Annotated in this window: 26 protein-coding genes; 11 read left to right on the top strand and 15 right to left on the bottom strand. The window is 42.9% G+C overall.

Annotation, left to right across the window (positions count from 1 at the left end):
• Nucleotides 1-306: 306 nt before the first annotated feature.
• A complete protein-coding gene (locus tag DYU05_RS20850; protein WP_133300141.1) occupies nt 307-555 on the bottom strand; it encodes a hypothetical protein in 249 nt (82 codons plus the stop codon).
• Nucleotides 556-639: 84 nt separating this feature from the next.
• Between DYU05_RS20850 and DYU05_RS00855 the strand changes: the two genes are divergently transcribed.
• Nucleotides 640-993, top strand: a complete 354-nt coding sequence (locus DYU05_RS00855) for a YidH family protein (protein ID WP_205771748.1) — start codon at nt 640-642, stop codon at nt 991-993.
• A gap of 224 nt (nt 994-1,217) precedes the next feature.
• Here the strand turns inward: DYU05_RS00855 and DYU05_RS00850 are convergent, their stop codons facing one another.
• The 5 genes from DYU05_RS00850 to DYU05_RS00830 all read right to left on the bottom strand — a co-directional run bounded on the left by DYU05_RS00850 (nt 1,218) and on the right by DYU05_RS00830 (nt 5,538).
• Entirely contained in the window at nt 1,218-1,973 is a 756-nt protein-coding gene (locus tag DYU05_RS00850; RefSeq protein WP_235853991.1) for a LytR/AlgR family response regulator transcription factor, read from the bottom strand.
• Complete coding sequence (locus DYU05_RS00845; RefSeq protein ID WP_117381100.1) at nt 1,966-3,009, bottom strand: sensor histidine kinase; 1,044 nt, start codon at nt 3,007-3,009, stop codon at nt 1,966-1,968. The genes DYU05_RS00850 and DYU05_RS00845 overlap by 8 nt, the downstream gene beginning before the upstream one ends.
• Nucleotides 3,006-3,485, bottom strand: coding sequence for a hypothetical protein (locus DYU05_RS00840; RefSeq protein WP_117381099.1), 480 nt, complete (start codon nt 3,483-3,485; stop codon nt 3,006-3,008). The genes DYU05_RS00845 and DYU05_RS00840 overlap by 4 nt, the downstream gene beginning before the upstream one ends.
• Nucleotides 3,486-3,487: 2 nt before the next feature.
• Nucleotides 3,488-4,417, bottom strand: a complete 930-nt coding sequence (locus tag DYU05_RS00835) for a heme-binding domain-containing protein (protein ID WP_117381098.1) — start codon at nt 4,415-4,417, stop codon at nt 3,488-3,490.
• A gap of 140 nt (nt 4,418-4,557) precedes the next feature.
• Entirely contained in the window at nt 4,558-5,538 is a 981-nt protein-coding gene (locus DYU05_RS00830; RefSeq protein WP_117381097.1) for a YeiH family protein, read from the bottom strand.
• Between the two features lie 172 nt (nt 5,539-5,710).
• On the opposite strand from DYU05_RS00830, the gene DYU05_RS00825 reads away from it, so the two are divergent.
• Entirely contained in the window at nt 5,711-6,604 is an 894-nt protein-coding gene (locus DYU05_RS00825; RefSeq protein ID WP_117381096.1) for a LysR family transcriptional regulator, read from the top strand.
• A 50-nt stretch (nt 6,605-6,654) separates the two neighbouring features.
• Here DYU05_RS00825 and DYU05_RS00820 read toward each other — a convergent pair whose 3' ends face one another.
• Complete coding sequence (locus DYU05_RS00820) at nt 6,655-7,071, bottom strand: winged helix-turn-helix transcriptional regulator (protein WP_117381095.1); 417 nt, start codon at nt 7,069-7,071, stop codon at nt 6,655-6,657.
• A 106-nt stretch (nt 7,072-7,177) separates the two neighbouring features.
• Between DYU05_RS00820 and DYU05_RS00815 the strand changes: the two genes are divergently transcribed.
• The 4 genes from DYU05_RS00815 to DYU05_RS21270 all read left to right on the top strand — a co-directional run bounded on the left by DYU05_RS00815 (nt 7,178) and on the right by DYU05_RS21270 (nt 8,890).
• Nucleotides 7,178-7,924, top strand: coding sequence for an SDR family oxidoreductase (locus DYU05_RS00815; RefSeq protein ID WP_117381094.1), 747 nt, complete (start codon nt 7,178-7,180; stop codon nt 7,922-7,924).
• Between the two features lie 123 nt (nt 7,925-8,047).
• Nucleotides 8,048-8,221 (top strand): hypothetical protein, encoded by a 174-nt coding sequence (locus tag DYU05_RS21280; protein ID WP_235853927.1) that lies wholly within the window; start codon nt 8,048-8,050, stop codon nt 8,219-8,221.
• A complete protein-coding gene (locus DYU05_RS21275; RefSeq protein ID WP_235853926.1) occupies nt 8,218-8,400 on the top strand; it encodes a hypothetical protein in 183 nt (60 codons plus the stop codon). The genes DYU05_RS21280 and DYU05_RS21275 overlap by 4 nt, the downstream gene beginning before the upstream one ends.
• A 16-nt stretch (nt 8,401-8,416) precedes the next feature.
• Nucleotides 8,417-8,890 carry a polysaccharide deacetylase family protein gene (locus DYU05_RS21270; RefSeq protein WP_235853925.1) on the top strand — a complete coding sequence of 158 codons (474 nt, stop codon included), beginning with the start codon at nt 8,417-8,419 and terminating at the stop codon, nt 8,888-8,890.
• A 166-nt stretch (nt 8,891-9,056) separates the two neighbouring features.
• Here the strand turns inward: DYU05_RS21270 and DYU05_RS20975 are convergent, their stop codons facing one another.
• A complete protein-coding gene (locus DYU05_RS20975) occupies nt 9,057-9,221 on the bottom strand; it encodes a hypothetical protein (protein WP_165851969.1) in 165 nt (54 codons plus the stop codon).
• A gap of 240 nt (nt 9,222-9,461) precedes the next feature.
• On the opposite strand from DYU05_RS20975, the gene DYU05_RS21480 reads away from it, so the two are divergent.
• Entirely contained in the window at nt 9,462-9,584 is a 123-nt protein-coding gene (locus DYU05_RS21480; RefSeq protein ID WP_117381093.1) for a ketopantoate reductase C-terminal domain-containing protein, read from the top strand.
• Nucleotides 9,585-9,950: 366 nt separating this feature from the next.
• Here DYU05_RS21480 and mnmE read toward each other — a convergent pair whose 3' ends face one another.
• Nucleotides 9,951-11,330: a tRNA uridine-5-carboxymethylaminomethyl(34) synthesis GTPase MnmE gene (mnmE, locus tag DYU05_RS00800; RefSeq protein WP_235853924.1), complete on the bottom strand. Its 1,380-nt coding sequence runs from the start codon at nt 11,328-11,330 to the stop codon at nt 9,951-9,953.
• A gap of 87 nt (nt 11,331-11,417) precedes the next feature.
• On the opposite strand from mnmE, the gene DYU05_RS00795 reads away from it, so the two are divergent.
• Together DYU05_RS00795 and DYU05_RS00790 are read left to right on the top strand one after the other, a co-directional pair.
• Nucleotides 11,418-12,476, top strand: coding sequence for a nucleoid-associated protein (locus DYU05_RS00795; RefSeq protein ID WP_117381092.1), 1,059 nt, complete (start codon nt 11,418-11,420; stop codon nt 12,474-12,476).
• A gap of 24 nt (nt 12,477-12,500) precedes the next feature.
• Nucleotides 12,501-12,884, top strand: coding sequence for a hypothetical protein (locus DYU05_RS00790; RefSeq protein WP_117381091.1), 384 nt, complete (start codon nt 12,501-12,503; stop codon nt 12,882-12,884).
• A 9-nt stretch (nt 12,885-12,893) separates the two neighbouring features.
• On the opposite strand, the gene DYU05_RS00785 is transcribed toward DYU05_RS00790, so the two are convergent.
• Nucleotides 12,894-13,259 (bottom strand): DUF5655 domain-containing protein, encoded by a 366-nt coding sequence (locus DYU05_RS00785; protein ID WP_117381090.1) that lies wholly within the window; start codon nt 13,257-13,259, stop codon nt 12,894-12,896.
• A gap of 100 nt (nt 13,260-13,359) precedes the next feature.
• Between DYU05_RS00785 and DYU05_RS00780 the strand changes: the two genes are divergently transcribed.
• Entirely contained in the window at nt 13,360-14,259 is a 900-nt protein-coding gene (locus DYU05_RS00780) for an NAD(P)/FAD-dependent oxidoreductase (RefSeq protein ID WP_117381089.1), read from the top strand.
• Between the two features lie 3 nt (nt 14,260-14,262).
• Here the strand turns inward: DYU05_RS00780 and DYU05_RS00775 are convergent, their stop codons facing one another.
• The 5 genes from DYU05_RS00775 to proS all read right to left on the bottom strand — a co-directional run bounded on the left by DYU05_RS00775 (nt 14,263) and on the right by proS (nt 18,721).
• Complete coding sequence (locus tag DYU05_RS00775) at nt 14,263-15,138, bottom strand: TIGR02757 family protein (RefSeq protein ID WP_117381088.1); 876 nt, start codon at nt 15,136-15,138, stop codon at nt 14,263-14,265.
• 1 nt (nt 15,139) lies between these two features.
• Nucleotides 15,140-15,556, bottom strand: a complete 417-nt coding sequence (locus DYU05_RS00770) for an SMI1/KNR4 family protein (RefSeq protein WP_117381087.1) — start codon at nt 15,554-15,556, stop codon at nt 15,140-15,142.
• Nucleotides 15,557-15,585: 29 nt separating this feature from the next.
• On the bottom strand, nt 15,586-16,725 hold the full coding sequence (locus tag DYU05_RS00765; protein ID WP_117381086.1) for a cystathionine gamma-synthase: 1,140 nt from the start codon (nt 16,723-16,725) through the stop codon (nt 15,586-15,588).
• Nucleotides 16,726-16,789: 64 nt separating this feature from the next.
• Entirely contained in the window at nt 16,790-17,164 is a 375-nt protein-coding gene (locus DYU05_RS00760; RefSeq protein ID WP_117381085.1) for a four helix bundle protein, read from the bottom strand.
• 84 nt (nt 17,165-17,248) lie between these two features.
• Entirely contained in the window at nt 17,249-18,721 is a 1,473-nt protein-coding gene (gene proS / locus DYU05_RS00755) for a proline--tRNA ligase (protein WP_117381084.1), read from the bottom strand.
• A 104-nt stretch (nt 18,722-18,825) separates the two neighbouring features.
• Here proS and DYU05_RS00750 point away from each other — a divergent pair, with 104 nt between their 5' ends.
• Nucleotides 18,826-19,704 carry a hypothetical protein gene (locus tag DYU05_RS00750; protein ID WP_117381083.1) on the top strand — a complete coding sequence of 293 codons (879 nt, stop codon included), beginning with the start codon at nt 18,826-18,828 and terminating at the stop codon, nt 19,702-19,704.
• The last annotated feature ends 2 nt before the right edge of the window (nt 19,705-19,706 follow it).

Raw genomic sequence — 19,706 nt, 5'->3', positions numbered from 1 at the left:
TGTTCGATATAATACTCATAACAATTACCATTACCATTAAAGTGATATTGATGGTGTAAACAGGTCACGCTCATTATTGTTATTCTTGTTTTAGTTGACCGAATACGCTGCAGCACAGTACAGGAGATAATGTTTTAAGGAGCCGTGATCTGAGCTTTAAGGCTTTATCTTCTCAAAAAAAATTTTAATCATCTACATTGAATCAGAAAAAAGCTGCATTATCAGGGATTGAGCGTGCTTAAAAATAAAGCTTTAGTTATGTAATGCAAAATCAGACTACTTATAATTACATGGAGATCGCCGGGATCAAGATCTTTTATCGCGAAGCCGGCATAAAAGACGCACCCGCCCTACTTTTACTGCACGGCTATCCTCGTCCTCTTTCATGTTTAAGAACCTGATTAAGGACCTGTCAGACCGATACCATTTGATCGCCCCGGAACTATCCAGGTTTCGTAAAAGTGAACAACCATCCACCAGCGCACTTGCATACACATCTAACATAGTTATGAATACTTTGGCGACAACATTACCAACCGTCCTGATGCTTATCATTCAGGTTTATTTATCTAATTTGCCAGCGTAAGTGATCAGGCAAAAAACAAAATCATGAATAAAGACAACGAACCAAGATCAACAATGAGTGACCATTTAGCCAACGAACGCACATTTCTTGCCTGGGTGCGTACCAGCATCGCCATAATGGGCTTTGGTTTTGTGGTCGTCAAATTCTCACTGTTTGTTAAACAAGTCTCTATCGTTGTGACGGGTCATCCCTTAGCTACCTCACAGGGACATTCGGCATTTATCGGAACTGGCCTGGTAGCTGTTGGCGCTTTGACCACGCTTTTAGGATATGTGAGATACCTGCGAACGGAAAAGCAGATCACGTCTCAAATGGTAGCTCCGCAAAATGGTTTGTTACTTTTGCTAACGATTGGTATTATAGTGGTAAGCTGCGTGCTATTATTTTATCTTTTGCCTAACCTATGAAAATAGGCCGATTTCACTCGCTGTAAGGCAACTTTAAGACAAGTAGTGTGGATCAAAAAACACTCAGGCTTATAGAATGTCTTTGCTATGAAAAAGAGAACACTTATAAAATCACTTAGTGCAATTACAAATGCTGTTGCAAGACCTCAATCGTGTGAAAATTTAAGATCGTCGAAAAATCGAGCTTCTCATCATTTTGCGGATCGTATCACTTGTAATAACCGCTAACGCTCCCCCAACCATCGCAAAAAAGCAGTGGATTTATCTTTCCCAACTAACAACTTTTCATCTGTTTGAACTGTAAGTCTTATGAGCAGTTTGCGGGCGAAAAAATGTTCCACTTCTTTAATTGCTTTAAAACTGATAAGATACTGCCTGTTAAGTCTGAAGAAAAACTTACCATCTACCTGCCGCGTTGCTTCGTCTAGCGATCGATCAATTGCAAACATTCCACCTTCAAGCGTTACCAGGGTAGTCTGTTCGTTCCGCACAAAAACATAAGCTATATCTGCCACGGCAATAGTGGTATATTTGCCTTTATTATAAACCAAAAAACTTTGCTTAAAACTGGCAGGCTGATCAGTCTGAAGTAATTGCCTGATCATTTCAGCAGGCAATTGCCTCCCCCCGATTGCATCGCCGATTTTTTCGAGTCTGGCAAAGGCTGCCCTAATGGTTTCTTCTGAGAACGGCTTTAAGATATAATCAACGCCATTTGCTTTAAAAGCCCGGAGTGCATATTCATCATAGGCAGTACAAAATACAACGGGTGCATCTACGTTGATCTGATCAAATATTTCAAACGATATCCCATCTGCTAATTGAATATCCATAAAAATAAGGTCGGGAGAAGCATTAGCAGATAAATAGTCTACAGCGGATGACACCCGCTGTAAAGGGCCTGCGATCTGACTGCCTGGCCTGACAGCCGAAATCAGCTTGATAAGTGCTCTTCCGGTCTTCAACTCATCTTCAAGCACCAATATGTTCATTTAGCGGAAGCTTTACGGTAAAACATTGTTCGTTTGCAGCTACCTCTACCGGCCGGCCAGTAAGGTGCAGATAACGCTGTTTGATATTTTCCAGGCCAATTTTTGTAGACAGCTCCGGAATACTTTTTATCTGTAAGTTATTCTCAACCGTTAACCAGTTTCCAGACGAAGTTATTTTTATATATAGTGGCTGATCAACAGAAATGATGTTATGCTTTACTGCATTTTCGGCTAATAGCTGTAAAGTGAATATCGGTATCATGGTCTTCTGATGCTCGGGTAAAATATTCATTTCCAAAGAAATCCCCTCTTCAAAACGGGCCTGTAGCAGATAAAAATACGATTTCAGCATTTTCACTTCTTCCTGCACAGCTACTACATCCTTTTTACGGCTTTCTAAAGAATAGCGGTAAAAATCCGAAAGCCTCAAAATGAAATCAGCCGAATGCTCATCGCTGATCTCCACCATTGATTTCAGGGTATTTAAGCTATTGAATAAAAAATGCGGATTAACCTGTTGCTTTAGTAACTCGTAACGGGCTTCCAGGTGGTCAGATTTGATGCGTTCCAGTTCGACAGCGATCACCCGGTTCATAAAACTCTGATAAAGCAGGTAAATGAACATGTAAACAGTGAGATTGATCAAAACCCCTCTGAACTGATACATCAACATCATCGACCCGATCAACCGATCTTTGAATACCAACTGGTTCATCAGTACCAATATCCCCATCACCAAAATGCCCAGCAACAGGCTTTTGGTTAGACGGTTTCCGAAGAACTTGGTGGTAATGGTCTGGTGCGTGTACCTTGGCAAGGTATACAGATTGTAGAACCACACATACAACGAGTAGCAAAAGGCGATGATGCAGTCGGCAATGATTTCAACTAGGCTGCCCTGAAATTGCAATATCTTGGGAATAGATGCCAATATTCCCATAAAAAGTGCAGAAAGCCAGATCACCTTTGGTGAAATGGCAAATACCCTGGTATTTTCAGGCCCTATGTATCGTTCAAAAATCATGGCATAACAGATGCTTTCTGCGACAGTATAAACCGAATGTGTTCGCCGCTGCCGGTTGTGTCTGCTAACTTACTCAAATCTTTACCCGAAAACTTCTGATACTGGTAAGTAGTTATCCCGTCCCGGCTGATCCAGGTAAGTTTTTCGGCCGAGATCAAATTGCCGGGTATACGTGCGCCGAACCAATGTGGGTCGTCCTGCTGACGCCACGTGACCAATGTATAGGAGGCCCCGGGGATCTTTTTTGCCAAGGTATGGTTCGAAGCTGAGTATGCCTGCTCATTGCCATACAAAATACCCGTAGTGTGCTCCTTATTGTTGATAAAAGAGGTAATTACTTTCTGGTGCAGATCAGACAAGCTGAAGGTTTGCGGCAAAGAGGCCTTCTTATTAATAAGTTGATCAGGATCTGTTGCAGATTGACAACCGCTTAAAATAATAACACCAGCAACTAGTATTTTTAATGAAGATTTCATGGTTAGTTTTTGATGGGGAAGGTGAATACAAAATCATTTGCCTGCATTGGTTTATGGCAATTGATACATTCTGAGGTAAACATTGCACCTTTACCATAAGGCTTTAGTTTAGGGGTTTTAAACCGGGCAAAACCCCAGCCATCAGTCGATTTATATTTCTTCGCATCTTTAATCATAAACTCAACTTGCTTAAATGCACCGGTAGATACCATTCCTTTAACATCTTCCAACTTGTCCCAGGCTACTTTGGCAAAGATGGCTCCATCTGGCCATGGGTTATTGTGGTGTGCTTTAACGGACTGTACGGCAATATCGTTCCCGTAAATGACCCGCATTGTGCCATTGTCAAACCGGTCTGAAGTACTGATGACCTGCCAGTTCTTGTAATCCGGGATGTAGGTGATGCCATTTAAGCTTTCCGGCAATTTTTGAGGCTCAGTTGTGCCTACAGTTTTTCGTTGTTTATGCAGCGCATTAATTTTGGCCGTATCATTTGGCATATTGTGTATCGTACCTGCCAGGTAATTTTTGAGTGTGAGCAATTCCATTTTGGAAACCTTGGCGTCTGTATGAACAAGTGCATAGCTTTTTATCGGCATGGCACCTTGCTCGATCTGGTTTACGGCCTCCCATAGCTTTGCTTTCTCGTCTGCAGGGGCAAGTTTGTCCCAGTTAGAAAAGTTCAGCCCTTCCCGGCCTTCGCGTACATCCCGGGCCACTTTCCAATAAACCGGCTGCACTTTATCATACCAGCGCAAATTGGTTTGATTGGAATGACAATCATAACAAGCCTTAACAAAAATGGCTTTTATATTTGCTGGCGCCTGCAGCTCGCCGGTCACCGGTGGGTTTGGTATACCCGGCCTGAAAAGTTGCAAAACAATCAGTACACCTAAAGCTGCGGATATTGCTACCGAAAGAAACTTTTTCATATTATTTAATTCCTAACTTAAAATAAGCAATATGTTAAAACTCTCAGAAAGGTAAAACCGTGAATCCGGCAAATCCGGGGCTGAAGCCGGCATAACTTTGTGAATTGAAACGAATCCATTAAAAATTTCATTTTTTTTGTTTAAGCCCAGTGCATTATGGCATATAAGGCCGTTGTTGAGATCAGCACCCAAAGCGCTATGCCTTGTATTAGGGGTTTAAATCCTACGGCTGCAAGTATTTTCCTGGATAAGCCCGCACCAATTAAAAATAAGGTGAGGGTGAGCCCTGTTTTTGCAACAACCATCAGGTACGGGCTAATAATCTTTACTGCCGGTATATAGGTGTTGGCGATCATCGCTATAATAAACAGTCCGATAAAATAAGGTATGCTGATCTTTTTTGATTTGTTCTTGAAGATAAAGGTGGACAGGAAAGCTACCGGGATTATCCATAATGCACGGGCTAGCTTAACTGTTGTTGCTACTTCTAAGGCTTGCGGCCCGTATTTACTGGCTGCCCCAACAACCGAACTGGTATCATGGATGGCTATAGCACACCACAACCCAAATTGTGTTTGCGATAATCTGAGGTAATGGCCTACGGCCGGAAATACGAACAACGCAACGGAGTTGAGGATGAACACACATCCCAGGGCAACGGATATTTGCTTTTCCTCTGCTTTGATGACAGGCGATACTGCTGCAATTGCACTGCCCCCACAAATAGCTGTTCCTGAGGCGATCAAGTACGATGTTTTTTTCTCGATATTTAACCAGCGGCCCATCAGGCAGCCAAAAACCAGCGTGCTAATGATTGAAGCAATTGTAAACAGGATACCCTGCTTACCTGCCTGCAAAGCACTATGAACATTCATTCCAAAGCCGAGACCCACCACAGATACCTGTAATAACCAGTGCGTAGCCCTGTGATTCAGGTGCTGGCATGGGTGGCCGATTATCTGGGCTATCACCAAACCTAAAAAGAGTGCAGTTGCCGCACTAACATAGGGTGTTATGCACAAAGCCAAACAGATAACAAAAATTACCTTCCGGCCGGTTTCATTAATTTTAAAGAGGGTATCTGTCCTTAGATTTTCAATGGAATGCTGTTGAGTGTTCATATTTACAATGTTTTGTAGCTGCAAATATTCCATTCATTGACCGTCGATTTTTATGAGAGATAATGATGGTCGATAACCAACGGTTATTAAACCGATAAAAAACAATATCTTTGTTGCCGATTTAATCTATAAGCTGTTCGGCAAAATAACAGATCATTTTATTGATAGCACTATGTTCGATTATAGGTTACACGTTTTTTATAAGGTAGCCAAACGGCTTAACTTTACACGTGCCGCTGAAGAGCTTTTTATTACCCAACCTGCGGTAACTAAACACATACGCGAACTGGAAGCACAATTCAAAACTGCGCTTATTGTGCGTAGCGGAAATCGCAAAGTAAGTTTAACACCTGCTGGAATTACTTTGCTGAAGTATGCCGAACAGTTAAACGGAGTTTATAAAGAGCTGGAGTTTGACATGAACACTTTAGCAAACCAGCAACGGGGCGAATTGAAAATTGGGGCCAGTAATACTGTTGGCCAATACGTGCTACCTGCAATCCTTGCCAAATTCCACAGTAGGTTTAAAGACGTCAACGTCAGCTTAATTACCGGTAATACAGAACAGGTAGAAGAAGCTTTATTGAATAAGGAGATTGATATGGGTATCATAGAAGGCATCAATCGTAACCCCGAGCTCAGTTACCAGGAGTTTTTAAAAGATGAGATGGTGCTGGTAACTGCCACGTCTAATACCACGATTAGAAAAGATGTTATCAAGCCTGATGAGTTAAAAAACTTCCCGCTTTTAATGCGCGAACAGGGTTCGGGATCCCAGGATGTTGTAATGCAAGCATTAAAACAACACAGCATTAAGCTTTCAGACCTTCAGGTCGAAATGAAGCTGGGTAATACCGAGAGCATTAAATCGTATCTTACCGAGAGCAATTGCCTTGCTTTTCTTTCTGTACATGCCGTTCTCAAAGAGTTAAAAGCTAACGAATTGAAGATTATTGATATAAAAGGCGTTTCCCTTAAACGTTCTTTCTACCTCATAAACACGTATGGCCAGCCCGACCAACTGGCCGAGTTATTTGTCAGGTTTGCTGCTAAGCTTCAGCAATAGCTAAATAGGTAAAGCCTGTTAAAACCGACCTACTTAGTTTAAACCTGTGTTTATACTTTATTAAGGCGTTGTAAAAGTTTGTCTTTTAATTCTTTGATAGTGCCTTCCTTGTCAATTTTTATTTTTTTTAGCACCTGCTCCGCGCCTGGAGGATTATATTTTGATCCCCAGATCATCAGTTCAACAATTGCCGGGATAAGATCAATACCTTTCTCTGTGAGATTATAGATAAACTTATTCTTCTTATGTGGTGATACTTCAGATTTTATGAATTCATTTGCTTCCAATAACTTGAGCCGGTCAGCGAGAATATTGGTGGCTATTCTTTCTTTAGAAGCCAAAAAATCCCCATAAGTAGATTTCTCAGTAAATATCAAATCCCTAAGAATTAATAATACCCATTTATCACCTATATAATCTAAAGAAAACGATATAGGGCAATCTGATCTGTGTTGAATTTCTTTCATGACATTAAATGTTAAATAATACTTGCAAATTGAAAGTTAATTGATTTACCTTTGTTTACTTGCAAAAAGCAAGTAAATTTAAAAATAATAATAGAATATAAAAGTCATGAAAATCACAAAGAAAACAGTATTGGTAACAGGCGGTGGTTCGGGAATTGGTTATGCAATCGCACAACTTTTAATTCAAAAGGGCAACAAAGTAATTATCTCTGGGCGCAATCCAGCAAAACTGGAAAAAGCCGCTAAAGAAATAGGCGCAGATTATATCGTTAGTGATGTGACCGATGCAGACTCAGTTGCCAGCCTTGTCAAAAATTTGGAAACTGATTACAGCGATTTGAGTGTGCTGATTAATAATGCCGGTGTGGGTTTCGTTTACAAATTGGGTGAAGGTGCAAATGCAGTTGAAAAAGCAAGACAAGAGTTTGACACTAACTATTTTGCCCCGGTTAGATTGATCGAATTGTTGTTGCCGTTATTGAAAAAACAGGCTGAGGCAGCCATTGTCAATATCACGTCTAATGTGGCGTTTCATCCGTTAGTAGTTCTGCCAACATATTCAGACGCTAAAACAGCTTTACATTCTCACTCTGTAGCATTGCGATTAACCTTGTCATCAGATACCAATATCAAAATCTTTGAGGTAATGCCCTCACTTATCAATACAGACGCCACTAAAGATATGGGTGGTGAGCAGCATGGTTTACCGCCGGAAGTAGCAGCGCAGGATATTTATAAAGGCATTAATGAAGACCGTAATGAAATATTTGTAGGTGAAGCCAGCCAGCAGTATGCAGACTACTTTGCAGACCCTAAAGCAGCCATTGCAAAATTTAATCAGGGACTTTACTAATTATAAAATCCAATCCAATCCAATGCTGTTTCTTCGAGAACAGCATTGGCTGATAATATCAATTACAACAGTACCGTTATGTTAGACAGAAGACATTTTATTAAGCAAACCGGCCTGCTATAGATGGCTGGTATTATAGGAGCAAATCAAATTGCAAATGCTGAAAAGCCGGGTAAGGTTTATGCACCGACGCGTTCAAAATGGGCAGATGGCTCAAGGTTGGTGGTATCTGCCACCATGCTGTTTGAAGCAGGCGGACAGCCGGATAATGCACCAAGTCCATTCCGCCAAACATGAAATCAGGTTACAAAGATCTACCCGCAGCCACCTGGTACGAATATGGTTACAAAGAAGGTATTCCCCGCATGCTGGACAACTGGGACAAATTAGGCATTAAGGTAACAACTCACATGGTAGGTGCAGCCGTTTTTAAAGAATCCCGCTTTAGCCAAGGAGATCGTAGATTGCGGGCATGAAGCCTCTGGCCATGGCATGACCTGGAAAGATGAATACGATATGTCTTATGAGGAGGAAAAAAAATTCATCAAAGAGGGTTTGGACGCAATAAAACATGTAATCGGGCAAACCGCAGTCGCTTACAACGCCAGTTTCCTTCGTCGCAGTGAAAACACGTTGAAAACATTGCAGGAACTCGGATGTATCTATCATATTGATGACTTGAGCCGGGACGAGCCATTTATCATCAAGGTCAATCAAAAAGATTTTGCGGTTGTACCGTACACAGTACGTAATAACGATCTGGGTATGATTGAATTGAAAAACTTCTCTCCAGATCAATATATCACACAGATCAAAATGGAATTCGATCAGCTTTATGAAGAGGCAGCAATAAAGCGCAGGCAACTCTCCTTAACTTTTCATGACCGGGTAAGCGGTACACCGCAGATGGTGAAAGCCGCAACAGAGTTGATCAAGTATGCAGAAGCATCCCGGCGTTTCATTTAAACGCAAAGACGAAATAGCTGATATGACGCTAAAGATCCGACAAGCCTACGCGAGTAATTTAGCACATAGAAGTTCAAAGCTGCTTATTTGGGTAGCCTAACGCCATGCAGACAGGATCACCAATCAGACGAGTTGGAGAGCACTCGGTTGAACCTACCTGACGGTTCTATGCTACAAGCTGATCTGGAGGTAAAAACTTTAGCTCTGTCAGTGCGCCGAACGGTATTTTTATGGTAACCAGTGAATCCTTCGCGAACGAACGGAGAGCAGAAAAGCTGCTAAAGATAGCAGTTACCGCACCCGTGGTGCTCTTGCAAAATGGCTTGAACATTGAATGACCATTCCTAAGTCGCGGTTTCAAAAATTTATACCGCGGCGTATTACTGGCAACCAGCCAGTTTGAGATTGCCGATGAATTGCGGTTTCGGCCAGTAGCTACGAGTCCCATCGGAATTCTTAACAGTGAAACTGCTTTTAACAACCTTGTTGTTGACCAGCTTCATACCAACTGGTTCCCATTCGTCCGGGAGGACGATATTAATAAGATGATCTGGCAGAAGGCGATCATTAACTGTGTGTTTTCAATTCAGTCTGCCCTTTACTGGAGGTGGACAACGGCGCTTTTTATCGCGAACCCGCGGCGATGAAACTAGCAGAGCGCATCATTGAAGAATGTGCTATAATGGCGAATTAGTCAGGGTAATCATTCCAGTCTGAGGAGATAAGAAACACTCTGCTATCGATCAGCCGTGTGTCTGACGGGAAATTCATCTCCACTTTACAGGATATCCGAAATCACCGGCCCACATAAATTGATACTTTAAATCTTGAGGTGGCCGCCATTGTCAGGTCTTTAGTTTGGAAAACAAAGTAGCCATAACCCGAACATTAGGCGAACTTACCGCGCTTAAATCACAATCAAACCGCTAATATGCCACCCGGTTGGAAAAAGAATTCGACAAACTGTTGCTAGAAGAGACTGCTAAAAACAAAGGTCTTAAACGTACCCTCACTGCCTGGTCGTTGATCGGAATCGGCGCGGTTGGGGTGTTTGAAGGGGTCACTTGCCGATACAGAACTTGCTAAAAATATTTTCCAGCAAATCGTCTGTAGTAACTGCTCCTGTTATTTCGCCAAGGTAGTGTAGCGCTTGTTTAATGTCCATCGCCAGGAAGTCCGATGTGATATCATCTATCCCCTTCAACACCCTTGAGAGACTTTCCTCTGTTTTTTGCAGTGCTTCCAGGTGGCGGATGTTGGTTATAAGCGTTTCGTTGCCGTTTAGCTGCTCTTTTACAGCGGCATAATATATCTTCTGTTTAAGCTCATCTATATTCTCCTTCTGCTTTGCGGAAATAAAAATGACCGTTTCAGTATGAGGCAATGGTAACTGCTGTTCATGGTTCAGCAGGTCGGCTTTATTTGCAACTACCAACATGGCTACGTTTGGTCGTTTTAGGCTCTCCAGGTCGCTGTTCAAGTCGTCAAGGGTAATCTGCGATGCGTCAAAGACATACAACAACAACGCACTTTCATTAATTTTATCCATTGTGCGCTGTACACCAATCTGCTCTATAGCATCTGTAGCCTCGCGTATGCCCGCTGTGTCAATCAGGCGAAAGTTAATGCCGTTTATGTTCAACACTTCTTCGATGGTGTCCCGGGTAGTGCCTGGTATGTGGCTTACTATCGCTCGTTCTTCGTTTAATAAAGCGTTTAACAAGGTAGACTTCCCAGCATTTGGCCGGCCTGCTATTACAGTGTTCACGCCGTTTTTAATAGCATTGCCTAATTCAAACGAACTGATAAGACTTGTCACTATCCGATTAATTTCGAATATCAGCTTCTTTAACTGGTCGCGGTTGGCAAACTCTACATCTTCTTCGGCAAAATCCAGTTCCAGCTCTATCAACGATGCGAATTGAACCAACTGCTCCCGCAATGTTTTTAGCTGATTGCTAAAACCACCTCGTAATTGCTGCAATGCAACCTGCTGAGATGCTTTGGAGTTGGAAGCGATCAGATCGGCTACGGCCTCTGCCTGGGACAGGTCTAGCTGACCGTTGAGGAATGCACGCAACGTAAACTCCCCCGCCTTTGCAGAACGTGCGCCATTCTTGATAAGCAACTTTATAATTGAACCAATGATAAAGTTGCTGCCATGGCAGGATATCTCTACAACGTTCTCGCGTGTATAGGAACGCGGCGCAACAAACAACGACGCTACCACATCATCTAATTCGTTTTCACCATCCATTATACGGCCGAAATGCAACGTGTGCGATGCCTGCTTGGTAAGGTCTTTTCCCTTCCACACTTTTTGAGCGATGTTTATTGCATCCGGGCCGGATAAGCGGATAACGCCGATAGCACCCGTCCCAGAGGGTGTAGCAAGGGCCACAATGGTATCTTCAGTTGTAGTCATGTCTTTGTAAAGCATGGATGTTATTGGTTAACCATGGCATCCTGTTTAAACAACAAAAGTCGTTATTTACATCGAACTAAAAACCGCTAACTTCGCCACCCTATGGTAACTTTTTTTGAAGCATCGCTTGATCTTGTATCAGTTCATCACGTCGGCAATCAAACACAAGGTGAGATGTACGCATTGTCTGACCATCCACTTGCTTTAAAGGATGAGGTGATCTCTTCCCTATTGATGCAATACTTTCTGAAACCTTTTGAAAAAGCGAACGAAGTTTACCACCTGATGCATAGTAGCAACAACCTCGAGTTGAACGAGATCTATCATTTTGCAACCGATATGTTCAACAACAAAGAGAACTTCCAAAAATCTGCACAAGATATTGCCCGTCATCTTTACAACGTAAGCACCCACCCCAACATTAAAGGAGGCGAGCTATATGTTGTTTACTTTAATAAAGTACAAATTGAAGGTGACCTGCTGGATGCAATAGGAATTTTCAAATCGGAAAATAAGGAAACTTACCTGAAGGTATACCCGGATGATGGGGGCTTTGCAGTAGATTACGAGCAAGAGGCAATCAACATTAACAAACTTGACAAAGGGGTACTTATCTTCAATATAGAAAAAGAGAACGGCTACAAAGTTGCAGTTGTAGATAAAACTACGGGAGGCCAGGATGCTGCCGTATACTGGAAAGACGAGTTCCTGCAATTAAAAATACGGAATGACAGCTTTAACCAGACCAGCAATGTGCTGGGCATCTACAAAAACTTTGTAACGGAAAAACTTGACGATGAATTTGACATGAGCAAGGCCGATAAGATAGACCTGCTAAACCGATCGATGAAGTACTTTAAAGAAAAAGAAACTTTTGACATTGATGAGTTTGCCGATGAGGTAATCAGCAATCCGCAGGCTATAGAGTCGTTCAAGAACTTTAAAAACCAGTACGAAGACGAGTTTGACACTAAAATTGGTGACACGTTTGAGATATCGGATAATGCCGTTAAAAAGCAGGCCAGGGTTTATAAAAGGGTATTAAAGCTGGACAAGAACTTCCACATTTACATTCACGGCGATAAGGATTTGATTGAGAAAGGCTTCGATGACGGTAAAGCTATGAATTACTACAAGGTGTATTTTAAAGAAGAAGCGTAACAATTAACCCCTATACCGAAGAAAATGAAAAAATTGCTATTTGTTGTGCTGGTGTTCCTTTCGACATATGTATTTGGCCAGGACATTGCCATTGACACTGCAGGAAAACCTTCACCAGCGCTTCGTTCAAAAATACTAAAGGAATCTAAAAACAGCGGTAAGCTGGACATGTGGACACCCATCCAAGGGCATGAAACGGACGGCATCCAAATAGCACCCGGCGTGTTTGCCACCAAGCGGGAAGTAGCGATTATAAAATGGGCTTACAATTTAGTAGCTATCGGTATCACTAACAAGAAAGAAGTAATATCGATCTACGCGGAATTAATTGCCAGAGATGTAAATAGTAGCGAACTAAAGTGCCTTAACTATGGTTATGACCAAGGAATAAAAAGGGCTCACAAATAACCGATTATTCTATTCTTGCTCCTCATTATACGCCAACCGCATAAACCTTAACACCTCCTCATTCATGTCGTCAGCTTGCAGCATCCTAAAATGATGATTAAACTGCTGCTGACCGGGAACCTGCCCTACCTTCTGAAAACAAAGGTTATCCGGGTATTCCGTTTTAAACGGAAATACCACATGGATAAAGTTTTTTCCCAACTGCGTTACCCAGGCTATGCGCTTGTGATCATTAGAGATTCCGATCATGGTTTTTGTAGCCTCTACTCTGATGTTTCCAATTGTTTTAAACTGAGCAACAAAGTGCTCAAACAGCATCAATGTGTGTTGGCTTTTGCCTGCTAGAAAAGCTGCAACATCTTTATCTTCTTGCATTATTTTATATCGTAGCATAAATATAGTCTTTTGAATGTCTTGTTTTAAATATCAAATGCAACTAAGTTGCATTTGATATTTACTGTTTCTACATTTGGGTATGAAAACAAATTTTGACGTAGTAATAATAGGCGGCAGCTATGCGGGATTATCTGCGGCAATGGCACTAGGCAGGGCTTTAAGGGATGTGTTAATTGTAGATAGTGGCAAACCCTGCAACCGGCAAACACCACATGCTCACAACTTCATTACGCACGATGGTGATAAGCCTGCAACTATAGCACAAACCGCATTACAGCAGGTGTTAGATTATCCTACCATTGGCTTGAAATCAGCTCTTGCCCTAGGTGCAGTAAAGGAAGATAATCTATTTAAGATAATGACAGATGACGGTGTTTTTACCGCTCGAAAGATACTATTCGCTACTGGTATTTTAGATATCATGCCAGATATACCAGGCTTCGACGATTGCTGGGGTATTTCAGTACTGCACTGCCCTTATTGCCATGGTTACGAGGTCCGGAACGAACCTACCGCTCTATTTGCAAACGGCGAAATAGCTTATGAGTTCGGCAAGATTATTAACCACTGGACCAAAGAACTTACCTTACTCACCAACGGTCCGTCACAACTTACTCCGCAACAGATAGCCGACCTGCGCCGGCACAAGATTAACATCATCGAAGAGCCGTTAACGGAAGTAGTACACGAAGGTGGTTATTTACGCAACCTCCGCTTTGCTGATGGAAGCAGCCTTAAAGTAAACGCCATTTACGCGAAATTGCCTATTCAACAACATTGCAGCCTTCCGCAAGCACTTGGCTGCGAATTAACAGAAGCAGGATTTATCAAAATAGATGAGTTCCAGTCAACATCGGTAGCCGGAGTTTTTGCTGCGGGTGATAATACAACGATGTTCCGGTCGTTACCTATTGCTATTGCGGCAGGCAACAAAGCAGGAGCGCTCATCAACCATCAACTGATACAAGAAGACTTCTAAGTTCTACGAATTAAAATCCGGCAGGATACCCTCTATACCCCAGCGCTCTTCTATTCCTAACCCAAATAGGGCAAAGTCGTATTTTACGGGATCATGAGGGTCAAGTTCACGTAAATTTCGTGTGAGCTCGACAGCTGTCTGCCAGTCGGTTTGTTTGCGGGTGATTAGTTTAAGCTTGCGGGCAACACGGTCTACATGCAGGTCGCAGGGGCAAATCAGGTCGGCAGGCGTAAGCTTGTTCCAGATGCCGAAGTCCACGCCTTGATCATCCTTACGCACCATCCACCGCAGGAACATGCAAAGGCGCTTGCAGGTGGATTTCTGAGACGGAGATGAAACGTGCTTTTTTGTACGGTGCGGAAAATCAGGAAGCGAGAAGAAATAAGAGCGAAAATGATTTAAAACCCCCTCTGCCCCCTGAAGGGGGAACTCTTGATCTACACCCCGACTTTCCTGTTCCCCCTTTAGGGGCCTAAACGCCTCTTCCAAGCTGTCAAACCGTTCATAATGATACCTGAAAAATGAAATAAAGTAAAGCGTATCAATATCATTAAAGGTGCGGTGCTTAAAGTTAAGCAGCTTCTTCAGGTCGGGTTCCTGATGGTTGATGATGAAATCATAGGGCGCCCCATCCATCAAACCAATAAGTTCTTTACACTTGTTAATGATGGTAACACGTTGCCCCCAAGCCAAAGTTGCCGCCCAAAAGCCCATGATCTCGATGTCCTGCTTTTTAGTGAACAGATGAGGGATGCTAATTGGATCGTTAGCTATAAAATCAGGCCGGTTGTATTGAGCCACCTTTGCATCGAGGAAATGCTTAAGTGCGAGATGCCCGGCACCGTGTAGAGGAGGAGTTTGATTTACATGCTTATGCATTTCAATAAATCAATCTATCATCATTTTCTATTAACATAATCAGTTCTTCAAATGTAGCGTCTATGCGCTCAGCGTCAGGAAGAGTATCTTTCAACTTATAAAAGCCTGTTTTATGACGATGAAATCCAATCGCGTAACAATTTATCAACATGTCGCAAATTCCAATAAAGTCAGGTTTTTCCCACTTACTGTACTCATCTAAGATGCGATCCAGCGGCCATATCGAAATATTGCTATTAGCTAACATATCCCATTCATCAAATCCGTCTATTTTTTGATAAAATTGTTTGAAGCTAAGGGGAAATTTAAAATTCAAAACGGCTTCTATGCGTTCTATCTCGTCAATGGTAGCGGGAGGATTTAGCATTATTCCTTCTAAACTCCATTTAGAGATAATTGGTTCTATCCAGTCCGCCATATCAAGTTTTTGTCCTTTTCAACTATTCATTAAGCCAATGCTTGTTTCAGGTCTTCCAGCAGGTCTTCAATATCCTCTACCCCTACACTCAGGCGAAGCAGGTTATCTACTACACCAGCCTTTTCACGGGCTTCTTTAGGAATGCTGCCATGCGTCATACTTACCGGGTGGTTGATTAGAGATTCTACCCCACCTAATGACTCAGCAAGGGAAAACACTTTAAAGGAACCTGCAATGCGGTAGGTATCCTCAAGCGTAGCATCTTTTAATACTATGGATATCATCCCCCCAAAATCACGCATTTGTCTGTTGGCAACTTCGTGGTTTGGAGAATCGGGAAATCCCGGCCAATATATTTTCTCCACCCGAGGGTGATCTTTCAAAAACTCAGCTACCTGCCTGCCGTTCTCACAGTGTGCCTTCATACGCAGGTGCAGTGTTTTTATACCTCGTAGTACCAAAAAGCTGTCCATAGGTCCCGGAGTAGCGCCGCAGGCATTATAAATGAACCACAGCTTTTTGTATAGCTCCTCGTCGTTAAGCATCAATGCGCCCATGACCACGTCGCTATGGCCGCCAATGTATTTAGTAACGGAATGCATCACCACATCAGCACCCAGGTCTATCGGGTTTTGCAGGTACGGAGAAGCGAAGGTATTGTCAACTACAAAAAGCAGGTTTTTGGCTTTGCTAATCTTACCAATGGCTTCGATATCCACCACCTGCATGGTTGGATTAGTAGGCGTTTCTATCCAGACCAATTTGGTTTTGTCATTAACATACTCGTTAATGATCTCCGGATCGCTCAGGTCTAAAAAGTGGAACTTGATGCCATAGTTAGCATATATCTTTGTAAAAATGCGGTAAGAGCCGCCATAAAGGTCGGTCCCGGTGATCACTTCATCACCAGGTGCAAGCAACTTCATTACCGCATCAGTAGCGCCCATCCCACTTGAGAATGCAAGACCATATTTAGCATTCTCCAACGCAGCCAGGCAATCCTCCAAAGCCTTACGTGTAGGATTAGTACCACGTGAGTACTCATAACCCTTGTTGTCACCAGGCGACTTCTGCCAATAAGTAGAGGTTTGGTATATCGGCGTCATGATAGCGCCGGTAGTTGGGTCGGGCTCCTGCCCCGCATGTATTGCTTTGGTTCCGAATTTCATATATGGGTGAGCGGTTGATTAAGTTGATTAGGTGAGTAGTTGGAATACGGTACTTATTTGCTAACTACTTGCTATTTTCCTGTTTCTTACTTTTTAAATATTGAATATATCCGTTTATCAATCTCAAGCAACTATCATATTCTGCTTGGAAATGAGATAGCTCTTCTTCTGTTATAATTTTTTCGTCCAGCGCAATAATTAAATGATCTAGCGTTTCAGTAAGCGACCCTCGGGCCATTATACAAAACCGAAGATTATCCTGGTAATGAAATCGTCCATGCCCTTCAGCAAGATTGTTTCCTATTGATCTTGATGAACGGATGACCTGATCTGTCAATCTGAACTTTTCATCAGCAGGGAAACTTTTCACAACGCCGGAAATATAAACTCTGATTTTCCTTGCTTGTTTCCATGTTTCAAGTTCAGTAAAGGAAGCCATTAATATTTTAGTTAATTAGATAAACAGTACAAAATACGTTATAAGACCACTCACCTAATCAACTTAATCAACCACTCACCACCATTAATACGCCCTGGCAAACAACACCCTCTGTGTAGATGGGTTGCCTGTAAGAATGCACTTACCCTCTTCCTGCTTGTTGTTTAAAGGTATACAACGTATGGTGGCCTTGGTTTCGTCTTTTATCTTTTGCTCTGTTTCAGAAGTTCCGTCCCAATGCGCAGATATAAAGCCGGGCTGTTCATCCAACATACGCTTAAACTCTTCGTAAGTATCTACCTCAACCGTATTTTCCTCGCGAAACTTGAAAGCTTTTTGATAGATGTTAGTTTGGATCTCTTCCAGCAACGCTTCTATCTTAGCTCCCAGGCCTTCCTGCTGTACCGTTTCCTTTGTCTTTGTGTCACGGCGGGCCAGCTCTACGGTGCCGTTCTGCATATCGCGGCTGCCAATAGCAACGCGCAACGGCACACCTTTTAACTCATACTCGGCAAACTTTGCACCTGGGCGGTGGGTGTCGCGGTTGTCAAACTTTATTGATATGTTTTTGGCCCGCAGTTCTTTTGTCAGGCTGTTAACAAACGTTGTAATATTATCCAGTTCTTCCTGGTGCTTGTAAATAGGCACTACAACTACCTGTATAGGGGCAAGTTTTGGAGGTAAAACTAAGCCGGCATCATCAGAATGCGACATAATAAGCGCGCCTATCAAACGTGTTGATACACCCCAAGATGTTGCCCACACATAATCCTGCACATTTTCTTTATTGGTGAACTTAACATCAAAAGCTTTTGCAAAGTTCTGACCTAAAAAGTGAGAGGTACCCGCCTGAAGGGCTTTGCCGTCCTGCATTAAAGCTTCTATGCAATAGGTGTCTAACGCGCCGGCAAAGCGCTCGTTAGCAGTTTTGCGGCCGCGCACTACCGGCAAAGCCATAAAGTTCTCCGCGAAATCTGCATAGACTTCCAGCATTTGCTCTGTTTCTGCAATAGCTTCCTGTGCTGTGGCATGGGCAGTATGGCCCTCCTGCCATAAAAATTCGCTTGTGCGCAAGAACAAGCGTGTACGCATTTCCCAACGCATTACGTTAGCCCACTGGTTCACTAAAATAGGCAGGTCGCGGTAGCTTTGTATCCATCCGCGGTAGGTGTTCCAGATGATGGTTTCTGATGTTGGGCGAATAATTAATTCTTCTTCTAATTTTGCTTCCTCATCTACAACAATTTGCCCGGTGCCATCGTTCTTAAGCCGGTAGTGTGTTACAACGGCACATTCCTTAGCGAAGCCTTCCACATGGCTGGCTTCTTTGGAGAAGAAGGATTTTGGTATGAGCAACGGAAAGTAAGCGTTTACGTGCCCGGTATCTTTAAACATTTTATCGAGCGCACCCTGTATTTTTTCCCATATAGAATACCCGTACGGTTTTATGATCATGCAACCTCTGACAGGCGAATATTCGGCCATGTCACTTTTTATTATAAGGTCGTTAAACCATTGCGAGTAATCTTCGTCTTTACTAATAACACCCTTGCTCATATCTTGATCTTTGGAATAGAATTTGCCTCTAATTAATGTAACTATCGGCCAAATTTATAAATTTATACGTTTATTTGAACTTGAACTTTACTCTTAAAGCCAAAATGAAAAGGAACCTACTCTTAGGAATTTCGCTTATCGCCGCTATTGCGGTGAGTTCCTGCTCGGTTAACAAAACTGCATCTACTGCCGCAAACAACGACGACGTTTACTTTTCACAGGCAAAAGCCGGTGATGAGCCCGAATATGTTGCCCCAAAGCCTGTTTACCGCCAGGAACCGGAGGATGCTTACAACGACGAGGATGATTATTACTACTACTATGATGATTACGCGTCTCGTATAAACCGCTTCAGCTATTATTCTCCTTTCAGCTATTACGATCCCTTTTACAGCTATTCGCCTTATGCATATGGCAACGGCTTTAGCATCGGCTTGGGCTACAACCCCTGGTATTACGGTTCGGGATGGGGCTTATATGGCGGGTTAGGCTTTGGCTACGGCGCGTTCTCGCCATATGCTGGTTATGGGTATGGTTATGGTTATTCGCCTTACTCCTACTGGGGTACGGGCTATTACAACGGCGGCTATCCATACTGGGGTGTTTATTCGGCTTACAATAACTCAGGCACAGCACGGCCTTATAGGGGCAACGGTAACCCAAGAGGTGTAGTTGGTAATCGTAGTGGAAACGGCATTGGCTACGCTAATGGTAACGGCATGGGTTACTATCCTGGTCGTCCCACCAGAACAAGTGTAGGCGGCAACGTGCGTACCAATAGTAATGGTGGGTATAACAATGGTAATGGCAGTTATAGCCGCCCTGCGCGACCTACACGTAATGAACAACCTTCGTACCAGCCAAGGCCTACACAGGTAGAGCGCTCTTACTCTCCTCCTCCATCAAATAGCGGTGGCGGTGGTGGTGGCGGCAGCTCATCCGGCGGTGGCGGTGGTGGCGGCGGCAGACCAGCCCGACCATAATT

The organism is Mucilaginibacter terrenus, from assembly GCF_003432065.1.
GTDB classification, from domain to species: domain Bacteria; phylum Bacteroidota; class Bacteroidia; order Sphingobacteriales; family Sphingobacteriaceae; genus Mucilaginibacter; species Mucilaginibacter terrenus.
This window is presented reverse-complemented; position numbering and strand designations above follow the sequence as displayed.

What these genes read in the sequence shown, in the direction of transcription:
- DYU05_RS20850 (WP_133300141.1), bottom strand. Translation starts at nt 555, where the DNA reads ATGATAAGCATCAGGACGGTTGGTAATGTTGTCGCCAAAGTATTCATA.
- DYU05_RS00855 (WP_205771748.1), top strand. Translation starts at nt 640, where the DNA reads ATGAGTGACCATTTAGCCAACGAACGCACATTTCTTGCCTGGGTGCGT.
- DYU05_RS00845 (WP_117381100.1), bottom strand. Translation starts at nt 3,009, where the DNA reads ATGATTTTTGAACGATACATAGGGCCTGAAAATACCAGGGTATTTGCC.
- DYU05_RS00840 (WP_117381099.1), bottom strand. Translation starts at nt 3,485, where the DNA reads ATGAAATCTTCATTAAAAATACTAGTTGCTGGTGTTATTATTTTAAGC.
- DYU05_RS00835 (WP_117381098.1), bottom strand. Translation starts at nt 4,417, where the DNA reads ATGAAAAAGTTTCTTTCGGTAGCAATATCCGCAGCTTTAGGTGTACTG.
- DYU05_RS00830 (WP_117381097.1), bottom strand. Translation starts at nt 5,538, where the DNA reads ATGAACACTCAACAGCATTCCATTGAAAATCTAAGGACAGATACCCTC.
- DYU05_RS00825 (WP_117381096.1), top strand. Translation starts at nt 5,711, where the DNA reads ATGTTCGATTATAGGTTACACGTTTTTTATAAGGTAGCCAAACGGCTT.
- DYU05_RS00820 (WP_117381095.1), bottom strand. Translation starts at nt 7,071, where the DNA reads ATGAAAGAAATTCAACACAGATCAGATTGCCCTATATCGTTTTCTTTA.
- DYU05_RS00815 (WP_117381094.1), top strand. Translation starts at nt 7,178, where the DNA reads ATGAAAATCACAAAGAAAACAGTATTGGTAACAGGCGGTGGTTCGGGA.
- DYU05_RS21280 (WP_235853927.1), top strand. Translation starts at nt 8,048, where the DNA reads ATGGCTGGTATTATAGGAGCAAATCAAATTGCAAATGCTGAAAAGCCG.
- DYU05_RS21275 (WP_235853926.1), top strand. Translation starts at nt 8,218, where the DNA reads ATGAAATCAGGTTACAAAGATCTACCCGCAGCCACCTGGTACGAATAT.
- DYU05_RS21270 (WP_235853925.1), top strand. Translation starts at nt 8,417, where the DNA reads ATGACCTGGAAAGATGAATACGATATGTCTTATGAGGAGGAAAAAAAA.
- DYU05_RS20975 (WP_165851969.1), bottom strand. Translation starts at nt 9,221, where the DNA reads ATGTTCAAGCCATTTTGCAAGAGCACCACGGGTGCGGTAACTGCTATC.
- mnmE (WP_235853924.1), bottom strand. Translation starts at nt 11,330, where the DNA reads ATGCTTTACAAAGACATGACTACAACTGAAGATACCATTGTGGCCCTT.
- DYU05_RS00795 (WP_117381092.1), top strand. Translation starts at nt 11,418, where the DNA reads ATGGTAACTTTTTTTGAAGCATCGCTTGATCTTGTATCAGTTCATCAC.
- DYU05_RS00790 (WP_117381091.1), top strand. Translation starts at nt 12,501, where the DNA reads ATGAAAAAATTGCTATTTGTTGTGCTGGTGTTCCTTTCGACATATGTA.
- DYU05_RS00785 (WP_117381090.1), bottom strand. Translation starts at nt 13,259, where the DNA reads ATGCAAGAAGATAAAGATGTTGCAGCTTTTCTAGCAGGCAAAAGCCAA.
- DYU05_RS00780 (WP_117381089.1), top strand. Translation starts at nt 13,360, where the DNA reads ATGAAAACAAATTTTGACGTAGTAATAATAGGCGGCAGCTATGCGGGA.
- DYU05_RS00775 (WP_117381088.1), bottom strand. Translation starts at nt 15,138, where the DNA reads ATGCATAAGCATGTAAATCAAACTCCTCCTCTACACGGTGCCGGGCAT.
- DYU05_RS00770 (WP_117381087.1), bottom strand. Translation starts at nt 15,556, where the DNA reads ATGGCGGACTGGATAGAACCAATTATCTCTAAATGGAGTTTAGAAGGA.
- DYU05_RS00765 (WP_117381086.1), bottom strand. Translation starts at nt 16,725, where the DNA reads ATGAAATTCGGAACCAAAGCAATACATGCGGGGCAGGAGCCCGACCCA.
- DYU05_RS00760 (WP_117381085.1), bottom strand. Translation starts at nt 17,164, where the DNA reads ATGGCTTCCTTTACTGAACTTGAAACATGGAAACAAGCAAGGAAAATC.
- proS (WP_117381084.1), bottom strand. Translation starts at nt 18,721, where the DNA reads ATGAGCAAGGGTGTTATTAGTAAAGACGAAGATTACTCGCAATGGTTT.
- DYU05_RS00750 (WP_117381083.1), top strand. Translation starts at nt 18,826, where the DNA reads ATGAAAAGGAACCTACTCTTAGGAATTTCGCTTATCGCCGCTATTGCG.